Source organism: Halopseudomonas pertucinogena, from assembly GCF_014646575.1.
GTDB lineage: Bacteria > Pseudomonadota > Gammaproteobacteria > Pseudomonadales > Pseudomonadaceae > Halopseudomonas > Halopseudomonas pertucinogena.
This window is the reverse complement of record NZ_BMNN01000004.1, coordinates 43,198-67,376: the sequence shown is the minus strand read 5'-3', so window position 1 is coordinate 67,376 and position 24,179 is coordinate 43,198. Positions and strand designations below refer to the sequence as shown.

20 protein-coding genes are annotated in these 24,179 nt (G+C 65.2%); 12 read left to right on the top strand and 8 right to left on the bottom strand.

The features are described from left to right. Positions 1-2: 2 nt before the first annotated feature. The 5 genes from pyrR to gshB are packed head-to-tail and all read right to left on the bottom strand — an operon-like array spanning position 3 to position 3,509. Positions 3-515, bottom strand: a complete 513-nt coding sequence (pyrR, locus tag IEW63_RS09770; RefSeq protein ID WP_188636442.1) for a bifunctional pyr operon transcriptional regulator/uracil phosphoribosyltransferase PyrR — start codon at positions 513-515, stop codon at positions 3-5. Next, complete coding sequence (gene ruvX / locus IEW63_RS09765; protein WP_188636441.1) at positions 515-955, bottom strand: Holliday junction resolvase RuvX; 441 nt, start codon at positions 953-955, stop codon at positions 515-517. The genes pyrR and ruvX overlap by 1 nt, the downstream gene beginning before the upstream one ends. Then, positions 955-1,524 (bottom strand): YqgE/AlgH family protein, encoded by a 570-nt coding sequence (locus IEW63_RS09760; protein WP_188636440.1) that lies wholly within the window; start codon positions 1,522-1,524, stop codon positions 955-957. Before IEW63_RS09760 ends, ruvX begins: the two co-directional genes overlap by 1 nt. A 60-nt stretch (positions 1,525-1,584) precedes the next feature. Further along, positions 1,585-2,487 carry an energy transducer TonB gene (locus IEW63_RS09755; protein WP_188636439.1) on the bottom strand — a complete coding sequence of 301 codons (903 nt, stop codon included), beginning with the start codon at positions 2,485-2,487 and terminating at the stop codon, positions 1,585-1,587. Between the two features lie 59 nt (positions 2,488-2,546). Next, complete coding sequence (gene gshB, locus IEW63_RS09750; RefSeq protein WP_188636438.1) at positions 2,547-3,509, bottom strand: glutathione synthase; 963 nt, start codon at positions 3,507-3,509, stop codon at positions 2,547-2,549. A gap of 215 nt (positions 3,510-3,724) precedes the next feature. Between gshB and IEW63_RS09745 the strand changes: the two genes are divergently transcribed. From IEW63_RS09745 to IEW63_RS09710, 8 genes are all read left to right on the top strand, one after another. Next, positions 3,725-4,141, top strand: a complete 417-nt coding sequence (locus IEW63_RS09745) for a response regulator (RefSeq protein ID WP_188636437.1) — start codon at positions 3,725-3,727, stop codon at positions 4,139-4,141. A gap of 35 nt (positions 4,142-4,176) precedes the next feature. Further along, a complete protein-coding gene (pilH, locus tag IEW63_RS09740; protein ID WP_188636436.1) occupies positions 4,177-4,542 on the top strand; it encodes a twitching motility response regulator PilH in 366 nt (121 codons plus the stop codon). A gap of 44 nt (positions 4,543-4,586) precedes the next feature. Then, positions 4,587-5,123, top strand: a complete 537-nt coding sequence (locus IEW63_RS09735) for a chemotaxis protein CheW (RefSeq protein WP_188636435.1) — start codon at positions 4,587-4,589, stop codon at positions 5,121-5,123. An 85-nt stretch (positions 5,124-5,208) separates the two neighbouring features. Then, on the top strand, positions 5,209-7,248 hold the full coding sequence (locus tag IEW63_RS09730) for a methyl-accepting chemotaxis protein (RefSeq protein ID WP_188636434.1): 2,040 nt from the start codon (positions 5,209-5,211) through the stop codon (positions 7,246-7,248). Positions 7,249-7,347: 99 nt separating this feature from the next. Next, entirely contained in the window at positions 7,348-8,187 is an 840-nt protein-coding gene (locus IEW63_RS09725; protein ID WP_188636433.1) for a CheR family methyltransferase, read from the top strand. Next, entirely contained in the window at positions 8,175-14,549 is a 6,375-nt protein-coding gene (locus tag IEW63_RS09720; protein WP_373288221.1) for an Hpt domain-containing protein, read from the top strand. Before IEW63_RS09725 ends, IEW63_RS09720 begins: the two co-directional genes overlap by 13 nt. Beyond that, positions 14,542-15,495, top strand: a complete 954-nt coding sequence (locus IEW63_RS09715) for a chemotaxis protein CheB (RefSeq protein WP_188636432.1) — start codon at positions 14,542-14,544, stop codon at positions 15,493-15,495. The genes IEW63_RS09720 and IEW63_RS09715 overlap by 8 nt, the downstream gene beginning before the upstream one ends. A 25-nt stretch (positions 15,496-15,520) precedes the next feature. Then, positions 15,521-15,982 carry a chemotaxis protein CheW gene (locus IEW63_RS09710; protein WP_188636431.1) on the top strand — a complete coding sequence of 154 codons (462 nt, stop codon included), beginning with the start codon at positions 15,521-15,523 and terminating at the stop codon, positions 15,980-15,982. Here the strand turns inward: IEW63_RS09710 and IEW63_RS09705 are convergent. Both IEW63_RS09705 and ompR read right to left on the bottom strand, forming a co-directional pair. Further along, complete coding sequence (locus IEW63_RS09705; RefSeq protein ID WP_229710438.1) at positions 15,976-17,286, bottom strand: ATP-binding protein; 1,311 nt, start codon at positions 17,284-17,286, stop codon at positions 15,976-15,978. The two genes, IEW63_RS09710 and IEW63_RS09705, sit on opposite strands and share 7 nt — an antisense overlap. Continuing rightward, the gene (gene ompR / locus IEW63_RS09700; RefSeq protein WP_188636430.1) at positions 17,283-18,008 is read right to left on the bottom strand and encodes an osmolarity response regulator transcription factor OmpR; all 726 of its coding nucleotides are present in this window, start codon (positions 18,006-18,008) and stop codon (positions 17,283-17,285) included. Before ompR ends, IEW63_RS09705 begins: the two co-directional genes overlap by 4 nt. 144 nt (positions 18,009-18,152) lie before the next feature. On the opposite strand from ompR, the gene IEW63_RS09695 reads away from it, so the two are divergent. The 4 genes from IEW63_RS09695 (at position 18,153) to IEW63_RS09680 (ending at position 23,405) form a co-directional block, all read left to right on the top strand. Further along, positions 18,153-20,480: a Tex family protein gene (locus tag IEW63_RS09695; RefSeq protein ID WP_188636429.1), complete on the top strand. Its 2,328-nt coding sequence runs from the start codon at positions 18,153-18,155 to the stop codon at positions 20,478-20,480. A gap of 3 nt (positions 20,481-20,483) precedes the next feature. Then, positions 20,484-20,666: a hypothetical protein gene (locus IEW63_RS09690; protein WP_188636428.1), complete on the top strand. Its 183-nt coding sequence runs from the start codon at positions 20,484-20,486 to the stop codon at positions 20,664-20,666. Positions 20,667-20,720: 54 nt separating this feature from the next. Beyond that, positions 20,721-22,292, top strand: a complete 1,572-nt coding sequence (gene gshA, locus IEW63_RS09685; RefSeq protein ID WP_188636427.1) for a glutamate--cysteine ligase — start codon at positions 20,721-20,723, stop codon at positions 22,290-22,292. A 135-nt stretch (positions 22,293-22,427) separates the two neighbouring features. Further along, complete coding sequence (locus IEW63_RS09680; protein ID WP_188636426.1) at positions 22,428-23,405, top strand: NADPH:quinone oxidoreductase family protein; 978 nt, start codon at positions 22,428-22,430, stop codon at positions 23,403-23,405. Positions 23,406-23,608: 203 nt separating this feature from the next. Here IEW63_RS09680 and trmL read toward each other — a convergent pair whose 3' ends face one another. Next, complete coding sequence (trmL, locus tag IEW63_RS09675; RefSeq protein ID WP_188636425.1) at positions 23,609-24,100, bottom strand: tRNA (uridine(34)/cytosine(34)/5-carboxymethylaminomethyluridine(34)-2'-O)-methyltransferase TrmL; 492 nt, start codon at positions 24,098-24,100, stop codon at positions 23,609-23,611. Between the last annotated feature and the right edge of the window lie 79 nt (positions 24,101-24,179).

Genomic DNA, 24,179 nt, shown 5'->3' with positions numbered 1-24,179 from the left:
GCTCAGGACTCGGCGGTGTGGATCAGGGTCAGGCGCAGCGGCTCGGGGCCGGTCAGCTTGATCCGCTGGCCGGTGGCGAGTTTCATGCTGGTGCCGAGAATGTCAGCGCGGATGGGCAGCTCCCGGGATTCGATATCCACCAGCGTCACCAGGGTTACCGAAGCAGGACGCCCATAGTCGAACAGCTCGTTGAGCGCCGCGCGAATGGTACGGCCGGTCATCAGCACGTCATCCACCAGCACCAGATGCCGGCCATCGACGCTGAACGGCAGTTCCGAAGGGCGCACCCCCGGCTGCAGACCGATCTGCTCGAAGTCGTCGCGATAGAAGGTGATATCCAGGGTGCCCAGCGGCGCATCAGGCAGGAACCGGTCGCGCAGCCGTTCGGCGATCCAGGCGCCACCGGTATGGATGCCGACAATGGCGGGGTCGGGACGGGCGGTGCGGTCGAGCCAGGCAGCAAGCTCCTGTCCCATGCGCTCTATCAGTACTTCGACGTCGGGGGTGTCGCTCATCAGGTCTCCTTGGTCTGGCCGCCAAGCCAGGTCTCCAGCAGCAGCACGGCAGCCAGGCTGTCCACCGGGTTGTCCCGGTAGCTGCCGTGCTGCCGGCGACCGCTGTCGCGCAGTGTCTGTTTGGCTTCGAAGGTGGAAAGGCGTTCGTCGATGCAGTGGACGGGCAGGCCGAAGCGGCCCTGCAGCCGCCGGGCGAACTTCTCGGCGCGGGCGCTCATGTCGCTGGGGGTGCCATCCATGTTTAGCGGCAGGCCGACAACCAGGGCGTCGGGCCGCCATTCGCGCAGCAGCGCGGCAATCTCCTCCCAGTCCGGGATGCCGTCACGGGCACGCAGCTCCCTGAGCGGGCTGGCGCTGGCGGTGAGGGTCTGGCCGACGGCCACGCCGATCTGGCGAGTGCCATAGTCGAATCCCAGTACCCGTTGCAGCGCCCCTGTCATCAGGCGTGGCCTGCCTGACTGGTAAGCAGGCCGAGGTCGATGCCCAGGCTGCGGGCGGCTGCGTCCAGGCGCAGCTCGGCGGCCAGTTCGAAGAGGATGTGATAATCGGCGGGGCAGCTGAGCCAGACGTTGTCCAGCAGCTCCTGCTCGAGCTGCCCGGCTTCCCAGCCGGCATAGCCCAGGGCAACGAAGGATTCGCCCGGGCCCTGGCCACGGGTCATGTCGACCAGGATATCCCGGGAGGTGGTCAGCTGCAGCGGTCCCAGATCCAGGCTCGACTCCCATTTGCGCGGCCCCCGGTGCAATACGAAGCCGCGCTCGCTCTGTACCGGGCCACCGTTGAAGACGATGCGCTCGCCGATATCCAGCGGCACGCTCAGCTCGGGAGAGGTCTGCTCCAGCACGTCGCCCAGGTTCAGCCCGCTGGGGCGGTTGATGACCAACCCCATGGCGCCGTCGGCGTTGTGCTCGCACAGGTAGATCACGCTCTGGGCAAAGCGCGGGTCTTCCATGTGCGGCATGGCAATCAGGAAGTGGTGCTTGAGGTAGCTCGGTAGTGTCTGGGTCATGCGCATAGTATTGGGTGCGTCGGCGCGGAGGGCAAGGGCGCGCCGTGCCGGACCCGGTATTCAGAAGCTGGAAATGCGGTCACCCGGTTCGAAACGCCAGGTACGGGTGATTTCCAGGACGCCGTACTCCATGAGATCGCCGGTGAAGGGCGCATAGGGCGCCGCCAGTCGGACGATGCGCAGGGCGGCATTGTCCAGCACCTCATGTCCGGAGGACTGCACCAGCTCCACACTGGAAAGCGTGCCGTCGCGCTTGATCGAGACCCGCAGCACCAGACTGCCATAGATGCCCTCGCGGCGCGCCTCGGCTGGGTAGTTCTGGTTGCCGATCCGCTCGATCTTGCGCCGCCAGGAATCCATGTAGTACGCCCCGGGATCGCGCCGGGTCGAAGCCGAATTGACCCGGTGCACACGGGGCCGCTCGGCATAGAGCTGGCGCTCCCTGGCGACCTGCGCCTCCAGGCTGGCGATCTCCTGGGACAGCTGAGACATGTCGAAGCGTATGCCGGTCTGCGGGGCATCCAGCGGGTCGGGCTGGGGTGGGGCAGTGGCCACCTTGTCCGGTGCCGGTGAGGTGGTGGTCACTACCTGCTCCTCGGTCACCGGAACGGGGTCGGGTGCCGCTTCCTCGGCCGGCATCACCGGCTGGATCTCGTTGTCCTGGAATACGGTCTCTTCCGGCGTGCTGGGCGTGGCCTTCTCGTCCAGGGTGCCGCTGCCCAGCTGGTCGAACTGGGCAAGATAGTCGGCCTTTTCCGGCGCCTCGGTACTCGGCTGGCTGGCCAGGGTAATTTCCAGGCTGCGGGCCAGCTCGCGCGGGTCGGGCAGATCGAAGGTCACGCCGAGAATGACCAGGGCGTGCAGAACCGCCGCCAGGAACAGGGTAAAACCGAGACGATCCCGGGGTTCGATACCCGCTCCGGGCGGGCGGACGGTGGCTGGCTGCGTCGCTGCTGTGTTCATGCTATCCATAGACATTGGGGCTGGCTGCTGCGCAGTCTGCCCCCGTCGCGGAAAAAAATCTACGCACTGCGTCGCTGTTTCAGCTGTTCGGCAATGCAATCCATCAGTTTCCCGCCGATATCCGTATCGTAGGCCGCGTCGATCTCACGGATGCAGGTCGGGCTGGTCACGTTGATCTCGGTGAGATAGTCGCCGATCACGTCCAGGCCGACGAAAAGCAGCCCGCGGCGGCGCAGCTCCGGCCCTACCTGGGCGGCGATCCAGCGGTCCCGTTCGGTCAGCGGTCGCGCCTCGCCCCGCCCGCCGGCGGCCAGGTTGCCCCGGGTTTCCCCGGCCTGGGGGATGCGCGCCAGACAATAGGGTACCGGCTCCCCGTCGATCATCAGAATGCGCTTGTCGCCGTCGACGATCTCCGGCAGGTAGCGCTGGGCCATGATCTGCTGCTGCCCGTGCAGGGTCAGGGTCTCGATGATCACGCTGATGTTCGGGTCATCCTCGCGCACGCGGAAGATCTGCGAACCACCCATGCCGTCCAGCGGCTTCAGGATCACGTCGCGGTGCTCGCCGATGAAGGCCCGGAGGATGTCCGCCCGTCGCGAAACGGTGTTCGGCGGCGAGCACTGCGGGAAGCGGGTGGCAAAGAGCTTCTCGTTGCAGTCACGCAGGCTGGCCGGCCGGTTGACCACCAGCGCGCCTGCACGCTCGGCAGCCTCCAGGATATGAGTGGCGTAGAGAAATTCGTTGTCGAAGGGCGGGTCCTTGCGCATCAGGATCACATCCAGCTCGCCGAGCGGCTGTTGCCGGGCCTCGCCCAGTTCGTACCAGTGCGCCGGATCGGCAAATACCTGCAGCGGCCGCATGCTGCCCATGGCTTCACCGCTCTGCAGATACAGGTCCTGCGGCTCCATGTAGCTGAGCTGCCACTGGCGCTGCTGTGCTGCCAGCAGCATGGCCAGGGAGCTGTCCTTCCTGTAGTGGATCTCGCTGATCGGATCCATGACGATACCAACGTGAATGGTCATGCTGTGTTTCACCAGGCTGTTCAGAGGTCACAGCAGTGTACCCCCTGCACCGGAGCCGGATAAAGGATGACCGGTTTCGCAAGCTGCTCATTCGGGGTAAGGGTTTATGGATTGCCTTCTGAAACTGTGTTAAAAGTAGCCGGAAATGGAATTGGTCGGTCTGTCTGCCACTGGCCGCCCGGTAACTGACCGCCGTATATACAAGGGCTGTGTTTATGGAAGAAAATTTCGAGAGCCTGAAAGTCATGGTAATTGACGACAGCAAGACCATTCGGCGTACGGCGGAAACGCTGCTGAAAAAGGTCGGCTGCAACGTCATCACCGCCGTCGATGGCTTTGATGCCCTGGCCAAGATCGCTGATAATCACCCCGATATCATATTCGTTGACATCATGATGCCGCGCCTTGATGGGTATCAGACCTGCGCGCTGATCAAGAACAATACCGCTTTCCGCTCCACGCCCGTGGTCATGCTGTCCAGCAAGGACGGCCTGTTCGACAAGGCCAAGGGGCGTATCGTCGGTTCCGATCAGTACCTGACCAAGCCATTCAGCAAGGAAGAACTGCTGGGCGCGATTCGTGCTCACGTTCCGCAGTCGGACAAGAATATGGCCGGTGCAGCGGGAAGCTGAACCAGCCGGCATCTTATTTAAATCCAGGGGGATAAATGGCTCGCATACTCGTAGTTGATGATTCGCCGACAGAGCTCTACAAGCTGGGCGGCATGCTGGAAAAGCACGGTTATGAAGTGATCAAGGCAGAAAACGGCGCCGATGGCGTGGCACTGGCACGCCAGGAAAAGCCCGACGCCGTGTTGATGGACATCGTCATGCCCGGCCTCAACGGCTTCCAGGCGACCCGTCAGCTGACCAAGGATCCGGAAACCTCCGGTATCCCGGTGATCATAGTGACAACCAAGGACCAGGAAACCGACAGGGTGTGGGGCAAGCGCCAGGGCGCCAGGGACTACCTCACCAAGCCGGTCGAGGAAGCCACGCTGATCAAGACCTTGAAGTCGGTACTCGCAGGCTGACCATCGCCGGTACACCCCGGCACGCCAATGACAACAGGGACGGTATGTCAGAGACAATACATCCTTTCGATCTTCTCCAGCAGCTGGCGGAGCGCTGCCTGCGCATGGCAAGCGGTCTGCCGGCGCAGCAGGTCGTGTCCGAAACCTGGAGCGGCATCGGCTTCCGTCTGGCCGGCCAGCCCATGGTCGCCACGCTGGGGGAGATCAGTGAAATTCTTCACGAGCCGCGCTATACCGCCCTGCCGCGGGTCAAGCCCTGGGTCAGGGGTGTAGCCAACGTCCGCGGCAGGCTCCTGCCGATCGTTGATCTGAGCCAGTTCTTCGGTGCCACCGTCAGCGCCCCGCGCAAGCAGCGTCGGGTCCTGGTGCTGGACCGTGACGACCTCTTCGTCGGGCTGCTGGTCGACGAGCTGTTCGGCATGCAGCACTTTCCAGTAAGCAGTTTCACCACATCGGTCCCTGCGCTCCCGGAGCAGTTCAGGCCCTATGTGGTGGGCGCTTATGCCGGTGAGCAGTACTCCATGATCTTCAACTTCCGGGCATTGGCACGCGACCAGGCGTTCCTTGATGTGGCGATCTGATCGGTAGGGGCGGGCTGGCATCAAGTCAGTGCGTAACAATTCAGGACTTCAAGCAGCATGCGGTAGGCCAGGTAGGGGCCAGAAAATGAAAAAGTTTGATACCACCAACATCGTTACCACACTGCGCAGCAACCGGACCATCAGTGCGCTGTTCCTTGCGCTGGTCATGTCCCTGGTTCTGCTGTTCGCCAACTTCGTGTATCTGAACGTGCAGAGCTCGTACGATACCGAATACATCGGCCACTCCGGTGAGCTGCGGGTTCTGTCCCAGCAGATCTCCAAGTCGGCCACCGAAGCCGCGACCGGTACCAGGGAAGCCTTCCCGCTGCTGCTGCAGGCGCGCAACGACTATGAAGAGCGCTGGCGCTACCTGACGGACGGTCGGGACGAGACCGGCCTGCCGCCCACCCCGGGCTCGCTGCACGAGCCGCTGGAGGCGGCCGGTGCCGACTGGGACAGGGTGCGTGCCAACGCCGACGCCATCCTCAGCAGTGAGGAAACGGTACTGTCGCTGCACGATCTGGCTGCCCAGCTGTCCGACACCGTGCCGCAGCTGCAGGTGGAGTATGAGGACGTGGTGGACGTGCTCATCGACAGTGGCGCGAGTGCTACCCAGGTATCCCTGGCCCAGCGCCAGTCGCTGCTCGCCGAGCGTATTCTCGGCTCGGTGAACCGGGTACTGGCCGGTGACGCCGACGCGGTGATGGCGGCGGACAGCTTCGGTCGTGACGCGACCCTGTTTGGCCGCGTTCTGGATGGCATGATCAACGGCAACGAAGTGCTCGGCATCGCCCGGGTGACCGATGCCGACGCGGTGAGCCGTCTGGAAGAGATCGCCGACCTGTTCAGCTACGTATCCGAATCCGTCGAGCAGATCCTGCTGACCTCCCCCGAGCTGTACCAGGTACGGACCGCGGCCAACAGCATCTTCACCGACTCCCAACAGTTGCTGAACAACGTTTCCGACCTGTCGCAGGCGTTCGAGAAGCGCAGCGCGGGCCGCTGGATCAACACCCTGCTGGGTTATGTGCTGGCGGCGGTAGCGCTGGGCTCGATTCTGCTGATCGGTCTGCAGCTGACCCGCGAAACCCGGATCCGCCTGGCGGAGACCGCTGCCACCAACGAGCGTAACCAGGCCGCGATTCTGCGTCTGCTGGACGAGATCGCCGACCTCGCGGACGGTGACCTGACGGCCGAGGCCACGGTAACCGAGGACTTCACCGGTGCCATCGCCGACTCCATCAACTACTCCATCGACCAGCTGCGGGCACTGGTGGAAACGATCAACCACACCGCCCTGCAGGTGGCCAGCGCCGCCCAGGAAACCCAGAGCACGGCCATGCACCTTGCCGAGGCGTCCGAGCACCAGGCCCAGGAAATCGCCGGGGCCTCCGCCGCGGTGAACGAGATGGCCGTGTCCATCGACCAGGTATCGGCCAACGCCGCCGAGTCCGCTGCGGTAGCGGAGCGCTCGGTAGCCATCGCCAACAAGGGCAACGAGGTTGTACAGAGCACCATCGCCGGCATGGACGTGATCCGCGAGCAGATCCAGGACACCTCCAAGCGGATCAAGCGCCTGGGTGAGTCTTCCCAAGAGATCGGTGACATCGTGAGCCTGATCAACGACATTGCCGACCAGACCAACATTCTGGCTCTGAACGCGGCGATCCAGGCCGCCATGGCCGGTGACGCCGGTCGCGGCTTCGCGGTGGTTGCGGACGAAGTACAGCGACTGGCGGAACGTTCCTCGGCGGCGACCAAGCAGATCGAGGCGCTGGTGAAGACCATTCAGACCGACACCAACGAGGCGGTGATCTCCATGGAGCAGACCACCTCCGAGGTAGTGAGTGGTGCGCGTCTGACCCAGGACGCGGGTGTCGCACTGGAGGAGATCGAGAAGGTATCCACCAGCCTGGCGGCGCTGATTCAGAACATCTCCAACGCGGCACGGCAGCAGGCTTCGTCTGCGGGTCACATCTCCAACACGATGAACGTGATTCAGGAGATCACCTCGCAGACGTCGGCCGGTACCACCACCACGGCCCGCAGCATTGGCGAGCTGGCCAAATTGGCGGAGAGCATGCGTCAGTCGGTGGCCGGCTTCACCCTGCCAGGGCAGAACTGAGGGCAGCGCGGGGCGGCCACCGGCCGCCCTCCATAAGGGCACCGCGAGGGTCGCAACGTGCACACAACGCCGCACTGGTCATTGGAGAAGTTGCCAGAGATGGACGGACAGCAGTTTCGTCAATGGCAGGCGTTGCTCGAACTGCGAACCGGCGTGTGCATCAGCGCGGAGCGCAAGGTGTATCTGCAGACCGGGCTCGGGACGCGCATGCGAGCATTGGGTATCCGGGATTATCAGGCCTACTACCAGTACGTCACCGAAGGCATCAGCGGTGCCGTGGAGTGGTCGGCGCTGGTGGAATGGCTGACGATCCGGGAAACCAGCTTCATGCGTCACCGGCCCTCGTTTGATTGCGTTGCGCGTCACCTGCGGGCGCGGATGAGCGAGGGGCTCGACCGTCCGCTGCAACTGTGGAGCGTGGGTTGTGCCAGCGGCGAGGAAGCCTACTCGCTGGCGATCATCCTCGAACAGCTGCTCAGCGACAGCGCGATCCAGCGTCGGGATTACGGGATATGGGCGACCGACATCAGCCAGCAGGCGCTGGACCAGGCGCGCAGGGGCTGTTATCCGGCGCGTCGCCTCGGTGGCCTGACCGACGCGGAGATTCACCAATGGCTCGAACAACAACCGGATGGTCAGTATCAGGTGGCTGCGGCGCTGCATGAGCGCGTCTGTTTCACCCGGCTGAATATCCTGGAACTGGCCCAGGCCCCGATCCGGGATCTGGATATCATTTTCTGCCAGAACCTGCTCATCTACTTCCGGCGCTGGCGCCGTCGTGAACTGCTCAACCAGTTGGCATCAAGGTTGGCACCGGGCGGCGTACTGGTGATCGGTCCGGGTGAAATAATGGACTGGAACAATCCCTCGCTTGAGCCCGTAGCCGACGACCGGGTACAGGCCTACCGACGCAGGGAAAGCATGGAATGTCTGGAGTGACTATGGGTGATCGGCATGATTATGTCGCCCTCGACTGGGTTAAAGGCGAAATTTCCGAGACGCTGAATCAGGCGCGCCAGGCACTTGAAGCCTATGTGGAAAACCCCGGGGACACGACGCGGCTGCGGTTTTGCCTGACCTATATCCATCAGGTGCACGGCACCTTGCAGATGGTCGAGTTCTACGGTGCGGCATTGCTGGCCGAGGAGATGGAAAAGCTGGCCCAGGCGCTGATGCATGGCAGCTGCAGTCGGCAGTCCGAAGCACTTGAGGTGCTGATGCAGGCGATCCTGCAGATGCCTGCCTACCTGGATCGGGTCCAGAGCGCGCGACGGGACATGCCGCTGCTGCTGTTGCCGCTGCTCAATGACATGCGAACGGCCCGTGGCGAAAACTTGCTGACCGAGACTGCGGTATTCAATCCCCGGCTGAAGACCGGCGAGCCGCAACCGCAGCAGCCGGGCGTCGACTTCGCCAGCGAGGGGGTGTTGCTGCAGCTGCGCAAACTGCGTCAGGCCATGCAGATCACCCACGCGGCGATCATTCGCGGACAGGACGTGGAGCGCAACAGCCATCAGATGGCCCGGGTGTTCGATCGGCTGCAGCAACTCTGCACCGGGACCCGTTTTGCCGAGCTCTGGGCGGTCTTCGCCGGGGTCGCCGAAGGGCTCGGGCACGGCAGCATCGAGAACGGTGCCGCGATACGCCAGTTGCTGCGCCTGGGCGACCGGGAGCTGCGCGATCTGCTGGAGGATGCCGCCAGCATCGCCAGTCGCGAACCCAACTCCGAACTGCTGCGCAATCTGCTTTTCTATGTCGCCAAGAGCGCCGGTGATACCCCGCGTCTCAGTGCCCTGCGCGAGCATTATCAACTGGCTGCCCTGTGGCAGGAGGAGCCAGCCCCCGCCAGCGAGTCCCACAGCCGTCTGGTCGGACCCGACAAGGACACCATGCAGTCGGTGGCTGTGGCGCTGAACGAGGAGCTGCTGCAGGTCAAGGAGCGCCTCGACCTGTTCGTCCGCAGCACCTCGCGCAGCCAGCAGGACCTCGACGGCCTGCTGCCGGACATGAAGCGCATCGCCGATACCCTTGCGGTGCTGGGCCTGGGGCAGCCGCGCCGGGTGCTGCAGGAACAGATAGAGCGGGTCGAACAGATGACCCTGGCCGACGAGCCGCCCGCCGATGCCCAGCTGATGGAAATCGCCGGTGGCATGCTCTATGTCGAAGCCAGCATGCACGGCATTCTGGCAATGGAGCGTGTGGCCGCCGATGGCCCGGCACAGGGCAGTCAGGGCAGCCAGCTGGCTGACGCCGGCGAGATCCTGCAGATCCAGCAGCAGGTCGTGCTGGAGGCGCGCAATGCGCTGGAGCAGACCCGTGAGGCGATCAATGCGTTCATCGCCGCCCAATGGGATTTCAGTCTGCTGGAGCCGGTTGACGAGCTGCTGAACAGCATCCGCGGCGGACTGGCCATGCTGCCGCTGGAACGCGCCGCCAATGTGGTTGCCGCCTGCCGGCTGTACATCCATCGTGAGCTGTTTGTCCGCCAGCGCAGGCCTGACTGGGAAGCGCTGGATACCCTGGCCGATGTCATTTCCGGGATCGACTACTACCTGGAGCGGGTTGCCCGGGATGACATCGACCGGGGTGAGGGGATTCTCGCTGCCGCCGAGGGCTGTCTCGCGGTGCTCGGCTACGCGCCGGCAGATCTGCCGGCTCTGCTCGCCGAGGAAGAGCAGGACGACCCGGCAGTTCTAGCGGACGAGCCGGCGCAGGCCGTCGCAGCGGAGCCGGACGAGGATGAAGATGAGCTCGATCCCGAGCTGCTGGAAATCTTCGTCGAGGAAGTCGGCGAGGTGCTCGAGACACTGGACGAATACAGCCCCCAGTGGCAGGCCGACCCGGACAACAAGGCCGCCCGCACCGAAGTGCGGCGCGCCTTCCACACCCTCAAGGGCAGTGGCCGCATGGTCAAGGCGAGCATCCTCGCGGAACTAGCCTGGGCGGTGGAGAACATGCTCAACCGGGTGATCGATGGCAACGTCGAAGCCAGCCCGGCCGTGTTTGCCGTGGTCAATGCCGTGCGCGAACTGATGCCCGGCCTGCTGGAAGACTTTGCTGCCGGGCGGGCCGCGCCATCACCGGTGGTCGACCGGCTGGCCGGGCAGGCCGAAATGCTGTCCCGTGGCGAAACCCTCACGGAACCGGTCAGCCTGGAGGGGGCGCAGGCGAACTCGCCGGAATCCGCAGAGGAGTCGGCAGACATCGAGCCGACCTTCGAGCTTGCCGATGCGTCGGAAGGTGACGACACCGGCGCAGCGCTCGAACCGACTGCGGAGGTGCCCGGGGAGCCGACGGTTGCCGAGGAGCCTTTCACGGCATGGCAGGGTCCGGACGTGGCCGACGAGGAGGTGCTGGAGTTCGAGATCACCGAGCTGCCGGAAGTCGACGTACAGATCGCCGATGCCGTGGAGGACCTCGACTTCGGACAGTTCGACGAGCCGCAGCCCCTCGACGAATCGCTTCCGGATGAGGGGCTGGAAAACATTACCCTGGAGCCGCTTGAGGACGCTGCGGAACAAGCGCAGGATGCGACACTGCCGGAACGGCTCGACACGCTGCCACAGGCCGACGAGCCGGAACCGGAGCTGCCGGTGGTCGCCGTCGAGGAGCACGATCTCCCTGCGGAGGCGGCGGAGCCGATGTCCGGCGAGCTCGACCCGCTGCTGCTGAAGATCTTCCGCACCGAAACCGAAGCCCATATCGGCCAGATCCGCGGCTTCCTCGAGAAGTGCGAGCAGAGCCTGCCGCAGCCCCTGAGCGATGCGTTGCAGCGGGCATTGCATACGCTCAAGGGCAGCGCCCACATGGCGGGTATCCAGCCGGTAGCGCAACTGGCCACGCCGCTGGAGAAACTGGCCAAGGACTTCAAGACCAACCTGATCCCGGCCGACCGCCCGCTGGCGGAGCTGCTGGGCGATGCGGTGGACAAGCTGGAGCAATGGCTGGCGCAGGGCGACGCCCGCCAGCCGATAGCCGGCAGCGAGGAACTGCTGTCGCGACTGGATGCCCTGTACGGGCAGGCCATGGAGGAGCGCGAGAGCAGCCGCGCCCAGCTGGAAGGGGGCAGCGATACGGACCTGCTGTCGATCTTCCTCACCGAGGGCATCGAGCTGCTGCTGGATGCTTCCGACGAGCTGGCGCAGGGCAGGCAGATCGATCACGCCGCTCTGGCAAGGGCGCTGCGCGCGCTGGCGGACGTCGCCCAGGATGTGGAGCTGGGGCCGATCGAAGAGCTCTGCCAGGGGCTTGAGGATGTACACGAAGCGCTGGTCGGCCAGCGTCTGCCTTTCTCCGACGAGGTCGCCAGCAGTCTTGCCCAGGGTCACGAGCGGCTGATCGCGATGATGGACCAGGTCGCGGCCCACCAGCATGTGCAGTCGGCCAGCGGTGAGTTGCAGCTGTTGCAGGAATTGTTCTCCCAGCCGCTGGGAACCGGCGACCCGCACGCCGAGACGGCGGAATCGGATGCCGACAGAGGGCCTTCGGCCCCGGCGGCGCCGTCCGCAGGGCTGTGGGATCCGACCGACGCCGGTACCGACGACGAACTGGTGGATATCTTCCTCGAAGAAGCCCAGGAGATTCTCGACAGCGCCGCCGGCAGCCTCACGCAATGGCTTGCCGAGCCCGCCGAGGAAGCCCCGCTGCATGCGGTGCTTCGCGACCTGCACACCCTCAAGGGTGGTGCCCGCATGGCCGAGATCCGTCCGGTGGGGGATCTGGCCCACGAGCTCGAATTCCTCTACGAGGGTCTGGTCGGCAAGCGTTTCGAACTTGTCGAGGGGCTGCCTGCCTTGCTTCTGGCGTGCCAGGACAGCCTCGCCGAAATGGTCGAGGGCATTCTGGCCGGCCGTTCGATCAGCGACGGCATGGGCCTGGTCCGGGCCATCCGCGACTTCCGCGCGGCACCGGATCAGCCGCCCAGGCTACCGACGGAGGGTACGGCCGAGCTGCCCGAAGCGGCACCTCAGCAAGCGGCCACGGCCGAACCGCCTGTTACCCCGGAGCCACAGCCGACGGTGCCCGGCATGCTCGGCATGTTCATCGAGGAAGCCCGCGAGCTGCTGCAGCCCTGCGCCGCACTGGTCGGCCAGTTGCAGGGCGATCCGCAGGCCTCGCTCGACCTGCTGCATCGTCTGCAGACGCTGAAGGGCAGCGCACGTCTGGCGGGCCAGCAGGCCCTCGCCGAGCAGGCCAGAGAGCTGGAGCAGGCCCTGCACCAGACCGGTGAGAGCGACCAGCCGCAGCTGCAGCTGCAGCTGTCCCGGTTGCAGGCAGCGATAGAGCAGCTGGCGCAGGGTCAGGGCATCGAGCAGGTCAGCTGGGAACTGCCGGTACCGGCGGCGCGCCCGACCGGTGCGCCCATGGCTGCCCCGGATCCCGCCGCCGCGGGACGCACCCTGGCCGATGTGCGGCAGATCCTGCGCGACGCCATGGGCGTAGGCCGGGATGAAGCCGCCGGTACCAGCCGCGCCAGCGTGCAGGAAACCGTCAAGGTGCCGGCCGCGTTGCTGGAGGAGCTGGTCAACCTGGCGGGTGAGACGTCCATCTTCCGTGGCCGGGTCGAGCAGCAGGTCAGCGATATCAGCCATACGCTCAACGACATGGAGAGCACCATCGAACGGGTACGCGACCAGCTGCGGCGCCTGGACATGGAAACCCAGGCCCAGATCCTGTCCCGCCACCAGGAAGAGATCGAACAGGGTTACGAGGATTTCGACCCGCTGGAGATGGACCGCTACTCGCAGCTGCAACAGCTGTCCCGATCGCTGTTCGAGTCGGCATCGGACATGCTCGACCTCAAGGAAACCCTCGCCACCCGCAGCCGTGATGCAGAGACCCTGCTGCTGCAGCAGGCACGGGTCAACACCGAGCTGCAGGAAGGTCTCATGCGCACCCGCATGGTGCCCTTCGAGCGGCTGCTGCCGCGCCTGCGTCGGGTGGTCCGTCAGGTATCGACGGAAGTCGGCAAGCAGATCGAGCTGGTGGTCGCCAATGCCGAAGGGGAGATGGACCGCAGCGTGCTGGAGCGGATGATGAGCCCGCTGGAGCACATGCTGCGCAACGCGGTGGACCATGGCATCGAGACGCCCGAGCGGCGGGCCGAGCTGGGCAAGCCTGCGGAAGGACGTATTACCCTGGAGCTCGAGCGCGAAGGCGGCGAGATCCTGCTGCGGCTGAGCGACGACGGACGGGGTATCGACCTTGAAGCCGTGCGGCGCAAGGCCATCGAGCGCGGGCTGATGGATGCCGACGCCAACCTGACCGATCAGGAAATCCTGCAGTTCATCCTCGAGGCCGGTTTCAGTACCGCCGCCCAGGTGACGCAGATCTCCGGCCGCGGGGTGGGCATGGATGTGGTCAACAGCGAGATCAAGCAGCTGGGTGGCAGCATGACGCTCACCACCGAGCCCGGCCAGGGCACCACCTTCATCATCCGGCTGCCGTTCACCGTGTCGGTGAACCGGGCGCTGATGGTGTACTCCGGCGATGACCTGTACGCCATTCCGCTGAACACCATCGAGGGGATCGTGCGGGTATCCGGCTACGAGCTGGAAGCCTACTACGCACCGGGGGCGCCGCCGTTCGAGTATGCCGGCAAGCATTACGATCTGCGCTATCTGGGCGACCTGCTGGCGACCGGCCAGCAGCCCAGGCTCAGCGGCCACAGCCTGCCGCTGCCGGTAATCCTGGTACGCGGCGCCGAGCACAGCATCGCGGTGCAGGTCGACTCGCTGGCCGGCTCGCGGGAGATCGTGGTGAAGAACCTCGGCAAGCAGTTTGCCGTGGTGTCGGGTATCTCCGGCGCGACCATCCTCGGGGATGGCCGAGTGGTGGTGATCCTCGATCTCCTGGCGGTGATCCGCGCCCAGCAGGCCCATGCCCAGCACCAGCAGCGCATCGAGCAGCCCTCCGCGGTGGAAGACCGCGCCACCCTGGTCATGGTGGTGGACGACTCCATCACCGTTCGCAAGGTGACCAGCCGACTGCTCGAGCGCCACGGCATGGAGGTGGTGACCGCCAAGGACGGGGTGGACGCCATCGCCCAGCTGCAGGATCTGCAGCCGGACATCATGCTGCTGGACATCGAGATGCCGCGCATGGACGGCTTCGAGGTTGCCACCCTCGTACGCCATGACGAGCGGCTGCAGGATCTGCCGATCATCATGATCACCTCCCGGACCGGCGAGAAACACCGGGAGCGGGCGCGGAGCCTGGGGGTCAACGAGTATCTGGGCAAACCCTATCAGGAAGCGCAGCTTCTCGAACTGATAGGCAGTCTGGTCGAGGCGGGTGACTGAGATCGCCGCGCCCGCTGTAGCGCTGCTGGTGGCCTGTGATGACAGGCGCCGCAGCCTGAGCGAGACGGTCCGGCGCCTTGGTTACGCGGTGGTGTTCGACGCGCCGCCGCTGCGATTGGGCCCGCCGCAGCTGGCCGAGGTCGCCACCGACCTCTGGCTGCTGGATATGGAAGAGGATTCGGCGCTGGTGGATTGGCTGCTGGAACACAGCGACGTCCCGGTGCTGCTGGGTAACGACGAGATTCCGGCGCAGCGTGATGAGGATTTTCCCCGCTGGCAGCGCCGTCTGCTGGGCAAGCTCAGCAAGCTGGCGGGTGCGCCGGCGGGTGTCCCGCAGCTGGCCCCGGCGGTAGCGCCCGAGCCGGCCTGCTGCGTGTGGCTGCTGGGCGCATCCCTCGGTGGACCGGCAGCGGTGAAGCGGTTTCTGGATCTGCTGCCCGATTCGCTGCCGGTGGCCTTTGTCTACGCCCAGCATATCGATGCTGGGTTCGAGCATCAGCTGCCGCGGATCCTCGGGCGCGAGAACGGCTGGCGCATACTCAACTGTGAGGAAGGTGCCCGGCTGCAGCCGGGCGAAGTACTGGTGGCGCCGATCAGCCGGGCCCTGAGCTTCGACGCCGGGAAACGGATATGTCTGCAGGAAGGCGGCTGGTCGGGTGCCTACCAGCCAGCGATCGGCATGCTGCTGGACGAAGTGGCGGCGGCGTTCGCACCGCACTGTGGAGCGATCATCTTCAGCGGCATGGGCGAGGACGGCGTGGATGCCTGCGGCCGCCTGCGTCGTCAGGGAATGCAGGTGTGGACCCAGAGCGCGGATAGCTCGGCCTGTGCCACCATGCCCGAGGCGGTGCAACGGGCCGGCTACAGCTGTCTGCAGGGCTCACCCGAAGAGTTGGCCATGGCCATGCGCCAATGGCTGGAACAGGAACGCCCGGCGCCCCAGTGAGCGTCGCCGGGCAAGAGGATGATGTATGTCAGATGCACTGGATAGTCTCAACGGACTGATCATTCCACTCACCGCCGAGCCGTTGCTGCTGCCTAACGTGGCGGTCGCGGAGCTGGTCGGTTACCGTCTTGTCGAGACGGCTGCGCAGGGCCCCGACTGGTTCCTCGGCTGGGCGAACTGGCGTGATCAGCGCATACCGCTGGCGGATGCGGCGCAACTGCTGGGCCAGCCCCCGCTGGCGCCGGACGTTGCCCCGCGCATGCTGATCCTCAACGCCGTCGGCGGCGACGAGCGGTTGCGCTTCATTGCCCTGCGGGTTGCTGGTATCCCCCGTTCCCGGCGCGTTCTGCGCGGGGAGATCGGAAGGGTGGCCGGCGGCAGCGGCTTTGTCAGCCAGCTCGTCAGTCTGGCCGACGAGGAGCGCTCCTTGCTGATTCCGGATCTGGCGGCCATCGAGCAGGCGCTGGCGCAGGCCGCCGCTCAGTGAGACGGGACCGGGAAACTCAACCGTGCCTCGGTGCCGCCACCCGTTCGGTTGAGTAGCTGCACACTGATGCCGTGGCCGTCGGCGATGCGTTTGACGATGGCCAGCCCCAGCCCGGTGCCCTTGGTGGACCGGGCCCGGTCGCCCCGGATGAACGGGGTGAAGAGATCCTGCCCCTTGCTCTGGTCCACCCCGGGACCGCGATCGAGCACACTCACCACCACGCAGGGCTGTATGCTGCTGCGCTCCAGATGGCTGGTCACCTCGACCCCCTCCACCCCGTGATTGAGAGCGTTCTCCACCAGGTTGGTCAGCATCCGCTTGACCGACAGGCGCCGCAGCGCCAGCTCGGGTAGCGGCTGCAGATACAGCGCTACCCGCTGCTCGGTCATGTTCAGCGGGGCCACTACCTCGCTGATCAGCTCGTTGAGATCGCAGGGTTCGATCGGCTCCGCGCTGCCGTCGCGGATATAAGCCATGAACTGATCGAGAATGGCGTCCATGTCTTCGATGTCGCGGATCATGCCTTCGGTCAGCTCCGGCTCGACATCGGCCATCAGTTCGGTGGACAGCCGCATGCGGGTCAAGGGTGTGCGCAGGTCGTGGGATACCCCGGCGAGCAGCAGCGCGCGGTCACTGTTGGCCTGCTCGACATCCTGGGCCATCTGATTGAAGGCCCGGTAGACTTCGGCGATCTCCGCCGGGCCGCTGGTATCCAGCAAGCGGACGCTGTGGCCCTGGCCGATACGCTGGGCGGCACGCTCGAGGGTCTTCAGCGGCCGGTTGAGCTGGCGCACGAACATCCAGGCGGTAGCGGTGGAAAGCATCACGATCAGCGCCAGCCAGGTCATCACCAGCCCGAGGCGCTGGCCACGCAGGGGGTGGGCATACAGCGGGACCTTCAGCCAGTAGTCGTCATAGCTGGGCTGATGCACCCAGATGGCCGGCTGTTCCTGGGTCTGCACGCGGATCTGGGTGCGGTCACCCAGCTCGTCACGCAGCTGCCGGGTGAACACGCCGGAATAGGGCCAGTGCACTTCCCCGGGGGGAACCAGGCTATGGTGCACCAGTCGCATGCCGGTCAGCCGTTCCAGATCGCTGCGGGCCTCCGGGCCGCTGGCCCAGTAGGCGTGGACCATCATCGCGGTACCGTGACTGTACTGCCGGTCGACCAGCAGGTCCTCGTTGCTCATCAGATAGACCAGCGTGAGGATCTTGGAGAACAGCAGAGTCAGCAGTACCAGCAGCAGGGTGCGGGCAAAGAAACTGCGGGGCAGCAGCGGGTGCCAGCCCGGGCCACCCTTCACTGTTGCTGACCATCCGGCACGAATACGTATCCCACCCCCCAGACGGTCTGGATATAGCGGGGCTTGGACGGATCGGGTTCCAGCAGCCGGCGCAGGCGCGAGATCTGCACGTCGATGGAGCGCTCCAGCGCGTCCCATTCCCGGCCCCGGGCCAGCTGCATCAGCTTGTCCCGGGTCAGCGGAATGCGCGGGTGGTGCACCAGTGCCTTGAGCACGGAAAACTCGCCGGAGGTCAGCATGTGCACCTCATCGCCGCGCTTGAGCTCCCGGGTCGCCAGGCTGAGCACGAAGTCGCCGAAGGTCACCTCGTCATCCTCGATGCTGGGCGCGCCCGGGATCTGCGGCGCCTGACGGCGCAGCACCGCCTTGATCCGTGCCACCAGCTCCCGCGGGTTGAACGGCTTGGGCAGATAATCATCCGCACCCAGTTCCAGGCCCTGGATGCGGCTGGTCTCGTCGCCCTTGGCGGTGAGCATGATGATGGGCGTGGTGTTGCCCCGCTCGCGCAGGCGCTCGCAGGCCTTGAGGCCATCCTCACCCGGCAGCATCAGATCCAGCACGATCAGCGAATACAGCTCGCGATCCAGCAGGCGGTCCATCTGCGCGGTGTCCTCGACGGCGCGCACCCGGTAACCCTGCTCACTCAGAAAACGTTCCAGCAGACGACGCAAGCGGGCGTCGTCGTCCACGATCAGAATCTTCTCGCCTTCAGTATTGGTCATTATTCAACCACCTATTTAGCAGGGTGACATTGTCGCTGATGCCAGTGGTACCGCGACATGGCCATTGTTACAAGAGGTTTCGCCGCGACTGCCACGGGGGGTTATACTGCCGCGCTTGAGTCAACTGATGTGGATACAGACCCAATGGACAGTATTGCCTCGCGCATCGCCGCTGAGCTGAGCGTGCGCCCCGAGCAGGTTGCCGCCACCGTAGCCCTGCTGGACGAGGGCGCCAGCGTGCCTTTCATTTCCCGCTACCGCAAGGAAGTCACCGGCAGTCTGGATGATACCCAGCTGCGCCAGCTGGAAGAGCGCCTGCGCTATCTGCGCGAACTGGAAGACCGTCGCAGCACCATCCTCGGCAGTATCCAGGAGCAGGGCAAGCTCACCCCGGAGCTGGAGCGGGACATCCGCAACGCCGAAACCAAGACCGCCCTGGAAGATCTGTATCTGCCCTACAAGCCGAAGCGCCGCACCCGTGGCCAGATCGCGCTTGAGGCCGGCCTCGGGCCGCTGGCCGAGCAGCTGTACGAGAACCCGGAACTGGATCCGCAGCAGCTGGCCGCCGAATTCGTCGATCCCGACAAGGGCGTGGCCGACATCAAGGCGGCGCTGGACGGCGCCAAGTACATCCTCATGGAGCGCTTCAGCGAGGACGCCCGGCTGCTCGAGCGTCTGCGCCAGACCCTGCGCCAGGACGGCCGGGTGGTCTCCCGGCTGGTACCCGGCAAGGAGCAGGAGGGGGCCAAGTTCCGCGATTATTTCGAATATGACGAGCCGCTGCGCAACGTGCCCTCGCACCGCGCGCTGGCCATTCTGCGCGGGCGCAACGAGGGCATTCTGAGCATCGCCCTGGAACTGGGCGAGCCGGATGCCCCCGCTGGCGCCAGTCATCCCTGTGAGGGGCTGATTGCCGAATCTGCCGGCATCGGCAACCAGGGCCGGGCAGCGGACGGCTGGCTGCAGGAAGTGGTGCGCTGGACCTGGCGGGTCAAGTTGCTCGGGCAGATGGAAACCGAGCTGCTGGGAGAGCTGCGTGAAGCGGCCGAGGATGAAGCCATCCGCGTGTTCGCCAGCAACCTCAAGGATCTGCTGCTCGCCGCACCCGCCGGTCCGCGGGTGACCCTGGCGATGGACCCGGGCCTGCGTACCGGAGTCAAGCTGGCGGTGGTGGATGCCACCGGCAAATTGCTGGATACCGCGACCATCTTCCCCCACGCGCCGCGCAACCAGTGGGACCAGTCTCTGGCGGTGCTCGGCGCGTTGTGCCGCAAGCACCAGGTCAGCCTGCTGGCCATCGGCAACGGCACCGCCTCGCGGGAGACCGACAAGCTGGCCGGCGACCTGCTCAAGGCCTGTCCGGAACTGAAGATGCAGAAGGTCACCGTGTCCGAGGCCGGCGCTTCGGTGTACTCGGCCTCCGAACTGGCGGCGAAGGAGTTTCCGGATCTGGACGTGACCTATCGCGGTGCGGTCTCCATCGGCCGGCGCCTGCAGGATCCGCTCGCCGAGCTGGTCAAGATCGAACCCAAGGCCATCGGCGTCGGCCAGTACCAGCATGACGTGTCACAGATGAAGCTGGCGCGCAGCCTGGATGCGGTGGTCGAGGACTGCGTGAACGCGGTCGGCGTCGATCTGAACACCGCCTCGGCAGCGCTGCTGACGCGGGTATCCGGGCTGAACCCGACCATCGCCCAGAACATCGTCGAATACCGCGACCAGCACGGCGCCTTCCACAGCCGCAAGGAGCTGCTCAAGGTCTCCCGGCTGGGTGCCAAGACCTTTGAACAGGCGGCGGGGTTCCTGCGGGTCATGGGCGGCGACAACCCGCTGGATGCCTCGGCGGTACACCCCGAAGCCTACCCGCTGGTCAACCGCATCGCCGAACAGACCGGCCGGGACATCCGCAGCCTGATCGGTGATTCGGCCTTCCTGCGCAAGCTGGACCCGGCACGCTTCACCGACGAGCACTTCGGTATTCCGACCATCACCGACATTCTCAGCGAGCTGGACAAGCCCGGCCGCGACCCGCGTCCGGAGTTCAAGGCTGCCGCCTTCCAGGAAGGGGTGGAGAAGATCAGTGACCTGGAGCCGGGCATGGTATTGGAGGGCGTGGTGAGCAACGTGGCGAACTTCGGCGCCTTTGTCGACATCGGTGTGCATCAGGACGGCCTGGTGCATATCTCCATGCTGGCCGACAGCTTCGTCAAGGACCCGCGGGATGTGGTCAAGGCGGGCGATATCGTCAAGGTCAAGGTGCTGGAGGTGGACGTACCGCGTCAGCGCATCAGTCTGACCATGCGCATGGGCGATCAGCCCGGCGCCGTCGAGCGCACGCGTGGCGGTACCGGCGGCAATGAGCGCAGGGGTGCCCGGGCGCCCCGGGCGGAGAAAGACCGCTCTGGTCCGGGGGCGCAGTCAGGTGCTACCTTTGCCAACCTGTTCGCCAATGCCCGAAATCTCAGGAAGTAACTCATGAGCACCGCCCTGTTCGCTCACCTGGACGCCCATGCGACAACCGCTACCATTGAATGCATGGCCAGCCACGTGCCGGGCCTTTCCGGTGACGCGGTGAATGGCCGCGCGGTCGCGCATGGCGGGGTATGGCAAGGCGATACACTGGCGGCCAGATGTCCGGGCACCTCTGCCCGTATCTGACCGGTCTGCCGGAGCGGCCCGAGCGGCCGACCCATTTTTTGAGGAGTGACGGCTTTGTCACCACTGTTGAAACAACGCCTGGACCTGCTGGCCCGGTCCGAATTGCAGGATCACCTGCGGGGCGCCATGCATGGTATCGAGAAGGAAAGCCTGCGGATCAACGCCCGCGGTGAACTGTCCCGGCGTCCGCATCCACCGGCCTGGGGCTCGGCGCTGACCCACCCGAGCATCACCACCGACTACTCCGAAGCCCTGGTCGAGCTGATCACCCCGGTGACGGGCGACATCGACGAGCTGTTTGCCGAGCTCGACCGCATCCATCGCTTCGCCTACGGCGAGCTCGGCGACGAGCTGCTGTGGACCGAGTCCATGCCCTGCCGCCTGCCGGCCTGCGACAACGATATCCCGATCGCCTGGTACGGCACGTCCAACGTCGGCATGCTCAAGCATGTCTACCGTCGAGGGTTGGCGGTGCGTTACGGCAAGCCCATGCAGTGCATTGCCGGCATTCACTACAACTTCTCGCTGGCGCCGGCCCTCTGGCAGGCGCTGCAGCGCGAGGATGGCGACGCCCGCAGCGCGCAGGACTATCAGTCGGAACGCTACGCCGGGCTGATCCGCAACTTCCGCCGTTACGCCTGGCTGCTGATGTACCTGTTCGGTGCGTCCCCCGCCCTGTGCGCCACCTTCCTGCAGGGGCGCGATCACCAGCTGCAGCCGCTGGGGGAGAAGGGGCTGTATCTGCCCTATGCCACCAGCCTGCGCATGAGCGACCTGGGCTATAACAACGATGCCCAGGCCGGCCTGAACATCTGCTACAACAGCCTTGAAAGCTACATCGCCAGCATGCGTCAGGCGATCAGCCTGCCGTATCCGCGCTATGCCGAACTCGGCACCCACGACGCCGACGGCGAGTGGCAGCAGCTCAATACCAACCTGTTGCAGATCGAGAACGAGTTCTACAGCTCCATCCGGCCAAAGCGGGTCGCCCGCAGCGGCGAGAAACCGGTGATGGCGCTGGAAGAGCGCGGGATCGAATACGTCGAGGTGCGCTGCCTGGATATCGACCCCTTCGCTCCCATGGGGATCGAGCCGAGTACTGCCTATTTCCTCGACAGCTTCCTGCTGTTCTGTGCCCTGGCGGAAAGCCCGGCCATGTCCCAGGACGAATGCCGCGCCAGCAACGACAACTTCACCCTGGCCGTGCTGCGCGGCCGCGAGCCGGGCCTGCAGCTGACCCGCAAGGGCCAGGACTGTGGGCTGCTCGAGTGGGGCGAGCATCTGCTGGACAACATTGCCTCCTGCGCCGCCCTGCTGGACGAGGCGCACCGGACCACGGCCTACAGCGACGCCCTGCAGCTGCAGCGCGACAAGCTGCATGACCCGGCGCTGACACCCTCCGCCCGGGTGCTGGAGGAAATCCGGCAGCACGGCGACAGCTTCTTCGCCTTCGCCCTGGCCCAGTCGCAGGCGCACAATCAGCACTTCCGGGCCCGTCCGCTGGACGAATCCGACCAGCGGGCGTTCGCCGAGCTGGCACGCCAGTCGCTGGTGGATCAGGAGGCGTTGGAGCGGGGCGACAGTATCGACTTCGATACCTACGTGGAGCGCTATCTCGCGCAGTAGTCGCCTGACGCCAATCCTGGGATGAGCTCTCCTGGCAGTTGTCTTATGCACACCGATCAATCACCGGTATGGTGATTGACCGGGTTGCGGGGCACGCAGCTAGACTATGAAAAAATTCGATAAAAGGGAGCCATCATGAAAGCCGTATTGTGCAAAGCCTACGGTCCTGCCAGCAGCCTGTCGCTGGAAGAGACTGCCGATCCGGTAGCCGGGGACAACGAAGTGGTCATCGACGTCCACGCCGCCGGCGTCAACTTCCCGGATACCCTGATCATCGAAGGCAAGTATCAGGTCAAACCGGAATTCCCCTTCTCCCCCGGCGGCGAGGCCGCCGGTGTGGTGTCCAGCGTCGGTTCCAAGGTCAAGCATCTCAAGCCCGGCGACCGGGTCATGGGCCTGACCGGCTACGGCAGCTTTGCCGAAAAGGTCTCGGCTGACGCCTTCCGTGTGCTGCCGATGCCCGACGACATGGATTACGTTACCGCTGCGGGCTTCAGCATGACCTATGGCACCTCCATGCACGCCCTGGCCCAGCGCGGCCAGTTGCAGCCCGGCGAGACCCTGCTGGTGCTGGGTGCCTCCGGTGGCGTCGGTCTGGCTGCGGTGGAAATCGGCAAGGCCATGGGCGCGCGGGTAATCGCTGCCGCTTCCAGCGAGGAGAAGCTGGAGGTCGCGCGCAATGCGGGCGCTGACGAACTGGTCAACTACAGCGAAGGCGACTTCAAGGAGAAGATCAAGGCGCTGACCGACGGCAAGGGCGCCGATGTCATCTATGATCCGGTCGGTGGCGATCTGTTCGACCAGTGCATGCGCTGCATCAACTGGAAGGGCCGTCTGCTGGTAGTAGGCTTTGCCAGCGGCCGCATCCCCGAGCTGCCGGTGAACCTCGCCCTGCTCAAGGGTGCCTCGGTGGTCGGTGTGTTCTGGGGAGCCTTTGCCACCCGTGAGCCCCAGGCCAACCTGGACAACTTCCGCCAGCTGTTCAAGTGGTACAGCGAAGGCAAGCTCAAGCCGCTGGTATCCCAGACCTTCGCGCTGGATCAGTACGAAGCCGCCCTGACCACCCTCACCAGCCGCCAGGCCGTGGGCAAGATAGTCATCAATACCCGCTGACCTACGCTGTGTCGAGATGGAACTCGACACTCCCGAATGGAAGGCCGGGTTCCATCCCGGCCAGCGGCGTCTCCGGCAGCCGCCCCCATGTCGAACTGGAACTCGACACTCCGGATGGAAGGCCGAGTTCCACCTTGGCCAGCGGCGTTTCCGGCAACCTTCATGTCGAGATGCAAACTCGACACTCCCCAGCCACTTGCGCCCTACAGAGGCTCGCTGTTTACCGGCAGCCCCTGCTGCCCCACGAACCCCTGCTGCCTCCAGGCCTCATACACCAGCACCGCCGCGCTGTTGGACAGATTCAGACTGCGATTCCCCGGAAACATCGGAATCCGCAGTACCTGCTCCCGCGGCAGCGCATCGCGTACCTCGGCAGGCAGCCCGCGGCTTTCCGGTCCGAACAGGAACAGGTCCCCCGGCTGGTAACGCACCTGGCTGTAACACTGCTGTCCCTTGGTGCTCAGTGCAAACACCCGGGTCGGCCGCACGGCGGCCAGACAGCTGTCGAGATCGGGGTGGGTCTGTACCCGGGCATATTCTTGGTAGTCCAGGCCTGCCCGCCGCAGCCGCTTGTCATCCAGTTCGAAACCCAGCGGCTCGATCAGATGCAGCTGGCAGCCGGCATTGGCGCACAGACGGATGATGTTGCCCGTGTTGGGAGGAATTTCGGGCTCGAGCAGGGCAATATGGAACATGACGTGCGATCCGCAGGAAAACGGCTGCAAGTGTAAGAGTGGTCATGAGGCGCTTCAAGCGCAGAAGTGACCGGGCTCA

Excerpts from the sequence above, each read along its gene's own strand:
- pyrR (WP_188636442.1), bottom strand. The coding sequence starts at position 515 with ATGAGCGACACCCCCGACGTCGAAGTACTGATAGAGCGCATGGGACAG.
- ruvX (WP_188636441.1), bottom strand. The coding sequence starts at position 955 with ATGACAGGGGCGCTGCAACGGGTACTGGGATTCGACTATGGCACTCGC.
- IEW63_RS09760 (WP_188636440.1), bottom strand. The coding sequence starts at position 1,524 with ATGACCCAGACACTACCGAGCTACCTCAAGCACCACTTCCTGATTGCC.
- IEW63_RS09755 (WP_188636439.1), bottom strand. The coding sequence starts at position 2,487 with ATGAACACAGCAGCGACGCAGCCAGCCACCGTCCGCCCGCCCGGAGCG.
- gshB (WP_188636438.1), bottom strand. The coding sequence starts at position 3,509 with ATGACCATTCACGTTGGTATCGTCATGGATCCGATCAGCGAGATCCAC.
- IEW63_RS09745 (WP_188636437.1), top strand. The coding sequence starts at position 3,725 with ATGGAAGAAAATTTCGAGAGCCTGAAAGTCATGGTAATTGACGACAGC.
- pilH (WP_188636436.1), top strand. The coding sequence starts at position 4,177 with ATGGCTCGCATACTCGTAGTTGATGATTCGCCGACAGAGCTCTACAAG.
- IEW63_RS09735 (WP_188636435.1), top strand. The coding sequence starts at position 4,587 with ATGTCAGAGACAATACATCCTTTCGATCTTCTCCAGCAGCTGGCGGAG.
- IEW63_RS09730 (WP_188636434.1), top strand. The coding sequence starts at position 5,209 with ATGAAAAAGTTTGATACCACCAACATCGTTACCACACTGCGCAGCAAC.
- IEW63_RS09725 (WP_188636433.1), top strand. The coding sequence starts at position 7,348 with ATGGACGGACAGCAGTTTCGTCAATGGCAGGCGTTGCTCGAACTGCGA.
- IEW63_RS09720 (WP_373288221.1), top strand. The coding sequence starts at position 8,175 with ATGTCTGGAGTGACTATGGGTGATCGGCATGATTATGTCGCCCTCGAC.
- IEW63_RS09710 (WP_188636431.1), top strand. The coding sequence starts at position 15,521 with ATGTCAGATGCACTGGATAGTCTCAACGGACTGATCATTCCACTCACC.
- ompR (WP_188636430.1), bottom strand. The coding sequence starts at position 18,008 with ATGACCAATACTGAAGGCGAGAAGATTCTGATCGTGGACGACGACGCC.
- IEW63_RS09695 (WP_188636429.1), top strand. The coding sequence starts at position 18,153 with ATGGACAGTATTGCCTCGCGCATCGCCGCTGAGCTGAGCGTGCGCCCC.
- IEW63_RS09690 (WP_188636428.1), top strand. The coding sequence starts at position 20,484 with ATGAGCACCGCCCTGTTCGCTCACCTGGACGCCCATGCGACAACCGCT.
- IEW63_RS09680 (WP_188636426.1), top strand. The coding sequence starts at position 22,428 with ATGAAAGCCGTATTGTGCAAAGCCTACGGTCCTGCCAGCAGCCTGTCG.
- trmL (WP_188636425.1), bottom strand. The coding sequence starts at position 24,100 with ATGTTCCATATTGCCCTGCTCGAGCCCGAAATTCCTCCCAACACGGGC.